The organism is Rubneribacter sp., assembly GCF_965361815.1.
In genome coordinates this window covers 1-6,510 of the sequence record NZ_CBDTNW010000105.1, presented here as the reverse complement: position 1 = coordinate 6,510, position 6,510 = coordinate 1, and the positions used below count along the sequence as shown (strand labels likewise).

General features: G+C 57.5%; 3 protein-coding genes. 2 read left to right on the top strand and 1 reads right to left on the bottom strand.

What is annotated here, in order from left to right:
- The first annotated feature begins 404 nt into the window (after nucleotides 1-404).
- The gene (locus tag ACWKY3_RS07790) at nucleotides 405-1,646 is read left to right on the top strand and encodes an ATP-binding protein (RefSeq protein WP_449315851.1); all 1,242 of its coding nucleotides are present in this window, start codon (nucleotides 405-407) and stop codon (nucleotides 1,644-1,646) included.
- A gap of 44 nt (nucleotides 1,647-1,690) precedes the next feature.
- Here the strand turns inward: ACWKY3_RS07790 and ACWKY3_RS07785 are convergent, their stop codons facing one another.
- Nucleotides 1,691-3,211, bottom strand: a complete 1,521-nt coding sequence (locus ACWKY3_RS07785; protein ID WP_449315850.1) for a response regulator transcription factor — start codon at nucleotides 3,209-3,211, stop codon at nucleotides 1,691-1,693.
- 497 nt (nucleotides 3,212-3,708) lie between these two features.
- Here ACWKY3_RS07785 and ACWKY3_RS07780 point away from each other — a divergent pair.
- Nucleotides 3,709-6,510: molybdopterin-containing oxidoreductase family protein (locus ACWKY3_RS07780; RefSeq protein WP_449315849.1), on the top strand; the 2,802-nt coding region annotated here is incomplete at its 3' end.

Sequence of the window (6,510 nt, the reverse complement as noted above, 5' to 3'; positions counted from 1 at the left end):
GCGGTGGGCGCCCCCCCCGCCGGCCTGCTCCTCCTGCAGGCCCGGACGTCTCGCCTCCCGGCAGGCCCGGACACCTCCGAGCGCCCCACACAGGCGCGGCCCTCCCTCCCCGAACCCCCTTGCAAACGGGAAGGCCGCCTCCGCGCGGGGCGCTTGATGCGCTTGGGCTTGGGGATGCGTTGCAGTGCTCCCGTTTGGATTGCTTGGGTGGGGGCGCTGGGGCAACTTGCAGCGCAATTGCAATAAAAGGCGCGACCGTGTCGACCTTTTTTGCGCGACCCTTCCCTCTTCCTTGTCCCATCTCCGCTAATTTTAAATTTTGTAAAAGTCAAAATAGCTATTTATTGTTAAAATGAATTTTATAAAATTAATTCTGGCAACAAGAGGGACATCAGGAGGGTATCGTGGAAATCGTGCGCTCAGAACTTATTCCCCGCCCGCATCTGATCGCAAAACTTGAGGAGCATAGGGGGACGCCTGATGTAAAGGTTCTGACTGGAGTTCGTCGCTGCGGAAAATCGTCGCTTATGCGCCTGTTTGTCGACGGCCTTTTGGGCGAGGGTGTGCCGAAGCAAAACATATTCTTCAAAAGGCTTGACGATTTCGATGTCCCTCTGGATTACGATGCTGCACAACTTCTTGCCGATGTGCAACAAGCGGCTCAGGCGACACTTCCGGATATGCCGTTTTATGTATTCCTCGATGAGATTCAAACCGTACCCGGGTGGGAGCACGTGGTGCGCAGGCTTCATACGCGTGCAGCCACCGACGTGTATGTGACAGGATCGAACGCGCAGATTCTTGCAGGGGATCTTGCCACGCATCTGACGGGCAGGTACGTGGAGATAAATGTGTTCCCTTTGTCGTTTTCCGAATACTGCCAATTCGCTCATGCTGCAGGGGAGGATGCGGACTCTTCCGAACAGGCGCTCGGGTCGTATTTGCGTTTTGGCGGGATGCCCGGCTTGTTTGCGCTCAAGGAGCGATCGGAGGATACCGTGAGGCAGGAGTTGCAAGGAATCTACCAATCCATCGTCTTTACTGACGTGGCGCAACGTCACGGTATTCGAGATTTGGCTTCTCTGGAAAAGTTGAGCCGGTACCTGTTCTCGACGGCGGGCAACCTGTTCTCCGTGAGAAACGTTGCCCAGGCGTTGATGGCGGCTGGCGTTCGCACCAGCGTTACCGCCGTTGACAATCAAGTGCGTGCGCTGGAGCACGCGTACGTGGTGTATCGCGCCGAACAGGCCGGCATTCGCGGAAAGCAGATTCTGCGCCCACGGAGCAAGTACTATCCTGTTGACAACGGTTTCAGGAACTTAGTGAACGGGTTTGACGGACGAGATTTGGGAGCGCAGCTTGAAGGCGTTGTGTATATGGAACTGCGTCGGCGTGGATGGTCGGTGAATGTAGGTACGGACGGAGAGACGGAAATAGATTTCGTGGCCACCAAGGGGTCTCGCAAACAATACGTGCAGGTTACGGCAAGCATGGTGGACGAATCGACGCGCGAGAGGGAACTGAGGCCTCTCCGCGCTCTCAGCGATGCGTTTCCTCGTAGGGTGATTACGCTTGATCCGTACAGCATAGGACTGACGGCAGACGGCATCGAGGTGGTTTCAGCACCCGTGTGGCTTGCCGAGTAAGGCGTTTCCGTGCCGTTCCTCTGCGTTTGCAGTGTTCCGTGCCCTCATTGCAAGTAATGTTCTTCGATGAGGTCTAAAAGACTTTGCTTGCTGTCTACCTTGCACTTTGTGTAGATGTGACGAATATGAGTGTTGACGGTACTCGCCGATATGAACAATTCCTCTTGGATGCGCGCAATGGTTCGTCCGCGCACGAGCAGAGGCAGTATCTCCCTTTCCCGCGGCGACAGTCCAAAATCGTCGGCGATTCTCTCGTAAGCGCTTTCGATGGTGGGCTGGTTCGCGTGGGTCGATCCCTTCTCTGAACCTGCGTCAACTTGCGCGGTTGTTCCCGTTTCCGCTTCCAAGCTTGGCGTCTGCTCGGCTTCGCGGTGTGTTAGCAGCGAGAAATCGGTTTCCGTCAGCAAGAACAGATAGCTGATGATAAGGATTGCCGTCAGCAGGAGCCCGATGCGATTCATGGACATGTCGGATATCCAAGAGAACTCTACGATGTGGCCGAATGCGAGTCCGGCGATTTCGCCGAAATAAAGTGCGCTCGCGCAGATGCATGCGATGTGCACGGGGTTTGCGGCGTCAAGCTTTCCTATGGTAAGCGCAGTGACCAGAAGAATTGCGCCAAAGCACGAAAACCCTGCATAGACGAGCATATTCGCCAATCGGGTGTCGCTTTGAGACAGCGCGACAACCATGCAGCCGAGGGCCATCAGCAGCAGGGCAAACCGGTGGCCCTGCTTGGCGCCGCGGTGATCACCGTTCCAGAAAAGCGCCACCAGCACAATCGACATGGCAAGTCCTGCGATGAGGAGCCACCCCGCAAACGGGTTGTCGTGCGCGTACATGGCGTGGCTGCATAGTACGTTGGCGAATCCCGCCACCAAACCGAACGCGAAGATACCGAATCGGTTGCGCATGGGAAGGGTTCTGCTTCGTTCGTTTTGTTCGGAGTTCTCTGCTTTCGGTGCGAGTTCGTCGTTGGTTGGGCGTACGAAAGAACATGCGCGCAGGAAAAGCCCGGAAAGCGCAGGGGAAGCAAGCAGCACTGAAAGCCAGAGGGGAGAAGGGGCGAAGGCGAGCCCTATGCCGATAGCGAACGAGAGGCATTGTGCCAAGCAGATCTCTTTGAGTGTTTTCGCCAGCGGCTCTCGCCCGAAAACCCGCACCCATCCTACGTACAGCATGGCCGACCCCACACCTGTCATAAGGCCGCTTGCCACGGCAAGAGTTGTCTCCGCAGCGGTTCCTAAGCCTGCTACGCGAACCAACGCTGTTCCAATAACGCATGCGCATGTTCCAAATCCAACGAAGTACCGACTGAGCAGTAGATGCTCCACACGAGCTAGCGCAGATCCGATAAAGATCAGGCAACAGGCAAGGCAAAGCAGCGAGATGAACATGTTGGAAAACAATGAGAGCAGAGGGTTGCTCGACTGCGTAAACGGTATGGCGCTGAAAAAGAGGATGTGGACCCATAGACGGTTGAGCGCGTAGCCTGCGATGCGTACTCCGGATTGCTTGCACGATGTTGCGGCCCAGCGTGCGATTGCGTTGCGCTGTTCCTCCATGCGACTGTTCCCCCGTATCGATATTCGAATCCGCGCGTCGTTTGTGAGGCGTCGTTTGCTCCCCTTTGGCGAAAGTCCCTGATCGGTGAAAAGTATAGCACTCCTCTTGAGGGGCACAGGGGGTCCTCCCTGTTTTAGGACTTCGGTCAAAAAGGACAAGCCAAGCCGATAACCTGGCTAAACGGTAAAAGACCTTCAAAAATCATAGAAATTTGCGATACGGGAGAAGGCGACTGCGCAATTCGATTCCAAGATTTTGGCGATACCTCAACACCCTTTTGGTGCGTAACGTTCTTTCTGCCCGCAGCATGGAGAGTGCGGGCGGTAGGGCGAGCGAGCACGAGAGGAGAGAAGGAGGAAACGTGGGGAAGCTGAACATCACGCGTCGTGGTTTTTTGCAATTGGCTGCTGCGACCGCAACTGTGGCGGGCTTGCAAACGGGTGGTCGCGCGTTTGCCGAAACGGCTCCTGCCGGACAAGTGGGCTCCGAAACGAAGGTGGTTCGGACATGCTGCCGCGCATGTGGCAAGAACGAGTGCGGTGTTTTGGTCACCGTTGTTGACGGTCGCGCCATCAAAGTAGAAGGCGATGCCGACACGGCGTTCCATTCCATGGGCAACTGCTGCACGAAGTCGCAGTCGTCGATGCAGGCTGCCTACCATCCCGACCGCCTGTATCATCCCATGAAGCGCACAAAGCCCAAAGGCGAGGCTGACCCCGGTTGGGTGCGCATTACCTGGGATGAGGCGTATGAGACAATTGCCGACAAGTTCTATGAGTTGAAGGATCGCTACGGCGGCGAGAGCATGTTCTTCATCGGTGGCACATCGCGTATCTGGACGCAGCATACGTACGATTCGTACGGCAAGATTGTCGATTCGCCCAATGCTCTTACGGCGTGGCAGATCTGCAAAGGGCCGCGACACTTCGCGACGACTCTGGTGTCGTCGTATGCGTATTCGTGGATGGCCACGACCGACCGTCCGAGGGTCTTCGTGTCATGGGGGTGCGCGTCCGAGATATCGAACTACGACGAGAGTTGCCGCACCACGGTCGACTTGGTGAACAAAGCGGACCACTACATCAGCGTCGATCCGCGCATGACTAACTTGGGGCACGAATCCGACATCCATCAGTGGCTGACGCCCGGCACCGACGGCGCGCTGGCTCTTGCTTGGGCAAACGTGATCATCAACGAAGGTCTGTATGACGATCTGTACGTGAAACGATGGATGAACGCTCCGTTTTTGGTGGTTGAAGGCATGGAGCCTTCCGGAGGCACGTACAACCTGCGCTCGCAATTCGCCAAGGACGGTGGCCTTCCTATGCGCACACGGCTGCTGAAGGAGATGGATATCAAGGAAGGTGGCAGCGAGCGCCGTTTTATGGTGTGGGACGAGTTGGCTGGTGTCGATGAAGCTCACCCGCTGCACGACAACGACCCTACAGGCCACTTGACGTACTTCGATGCGGAGACGGGTCTGTGGGAAGGCGAGCCGGATGAGCCTTGGGAGCGTTTTTACGAAAGTCCGCAGCAGAACCTGCCGGAGGGCTATTCGCAAGGCCGCGTTGCCGAGGCATCTCCCTTCAATCCAGAGATTGATCCAGCGTTGTACGGAGAGTTTCAAGTCACGTTAAAGGATGGCTCCGTGCATTCGATGCGACCCGTGTGGGATGTGTTTGTCGAGTCTCTTGAAGAGTACACGCCCGAAAAAGCGGCTGTGATCACCGGTGTGGCGGCTGATCAGATTGAGCTTGCCGCCCGCACCTACGCCACGCGCATCGACCCCTCCACCGGCTACGGCAACGGCGGCATCCAGTATGCGCTGGCGCTCGAGCACGCATGCAACTCAATTCAGAACTCACGTGCGTTCGACGCGATCGTGGGCATGACGGGCAATTTCGACACCCCTGCCGGGCATCGTGGCGGCACGAAGGGCAAGGCGGGATCTGCGCAGCCCATTTGCCATTCGATGTCGAATCCTCCTGCGAATTACGACGGGTGGTTTGAAAAGCTTCTCGGCGCTCAGGATTTGCCCATGCTGTCTTGGTGGCAGATGTGGGCCGATGCGGCGCATGTGTATCATGCGGCCCTCACTGGCGAGCCGTATCCGGTGCGCGGCGGCCTGTGCGAAGCATCCGATCATATGAATCAGGCGAATGCCTCTGTGAACTACGAGGCGCTCCAGTCGCTCGACTTCTTCGTGGTGCAGGATTTGTGGAAGACTCCTACCGCTGGCATGGCCGACATCTTGCTGCCCGTGCAGCATTGGCTCGAAGTCGACTATCCTCGCACCTCGCAGGGGTCGACGGGGGCCCAGGGGGCGTGCTGTCGCTGTATCGAGCCTCCCGCCGACGTGAAGATCGACACCGAGATTTGCGTGGACGTGCACCGCGCTATGAATCACCCATGGGTTTCTGCGGACAATTCGGCAGCCTCGTTCTTCGGCGAGGGCAACTACTGGCCCACGATGGAGGAGCTGCTCGATCAGACGGTCGCGCAAATGGGCATGACGTGGCAGGAATACAAGGAGGCATTCCAGGAGCACGGTTGGTGGGATTGCAAAGAGCTGCTTCCGGAAACATGGGGAACCTATCGTCGGTACGAAACAGGTCGCATCACGGAGAAAAAGGGACCTGGTGGAAACTACATCAAAGGCTTCGCGACGCCAACGGGCAAGCAGGAGCTGTGGTCGGTGCCGCTTGAAACGTACATGCCCGGCTCCGGTTTCGAGCTGCCCACGTGGGATCCCGCGCTGGAAACGGAGCTTGGCGAGCCAGGTTATTCCGAGGAGTGGCCGTTCCTCATGACCACCGGCCGGCGCATCCCGGTGTACTTCCACTCCGAGCACCGTCAGCTGCCGTGGTGCCGCGAGCTTTGGCCCGCGCCGCGCGTGGAGATCAACCCGGCCGACGCCGCGCAGCTGGGCATCGAGCAGGGCGACTGGGTGTGGATCGAAAGCCCGCGCGGTAAAATTCGCCAGACCGCCGATCTGTATTACGGTATAGCTCCTGGTGTCATCAATTGCGAGCATCAGTGGTGGTTCCCTGAGTTGCCCCAGGCCGATCATGGTTTTGCTCTATGCAATGTGAACTGCTTGGTGGAACCGACGCACCAAGATCCTATCTGCGGCTCATCTCACCTGCGTGCTTATGGTGTGAAGGTGTATAAAGCAACACCGGAGAATTCGCCATTCGGCAATCCCTGTCCTTGCGGCGTGGACGGCACGCCCATCATCTGCGACGCGTCCGACCCGCGTCTGAAGGAGTGGCTGCCCGACTACGAGATTCGAGAGGAG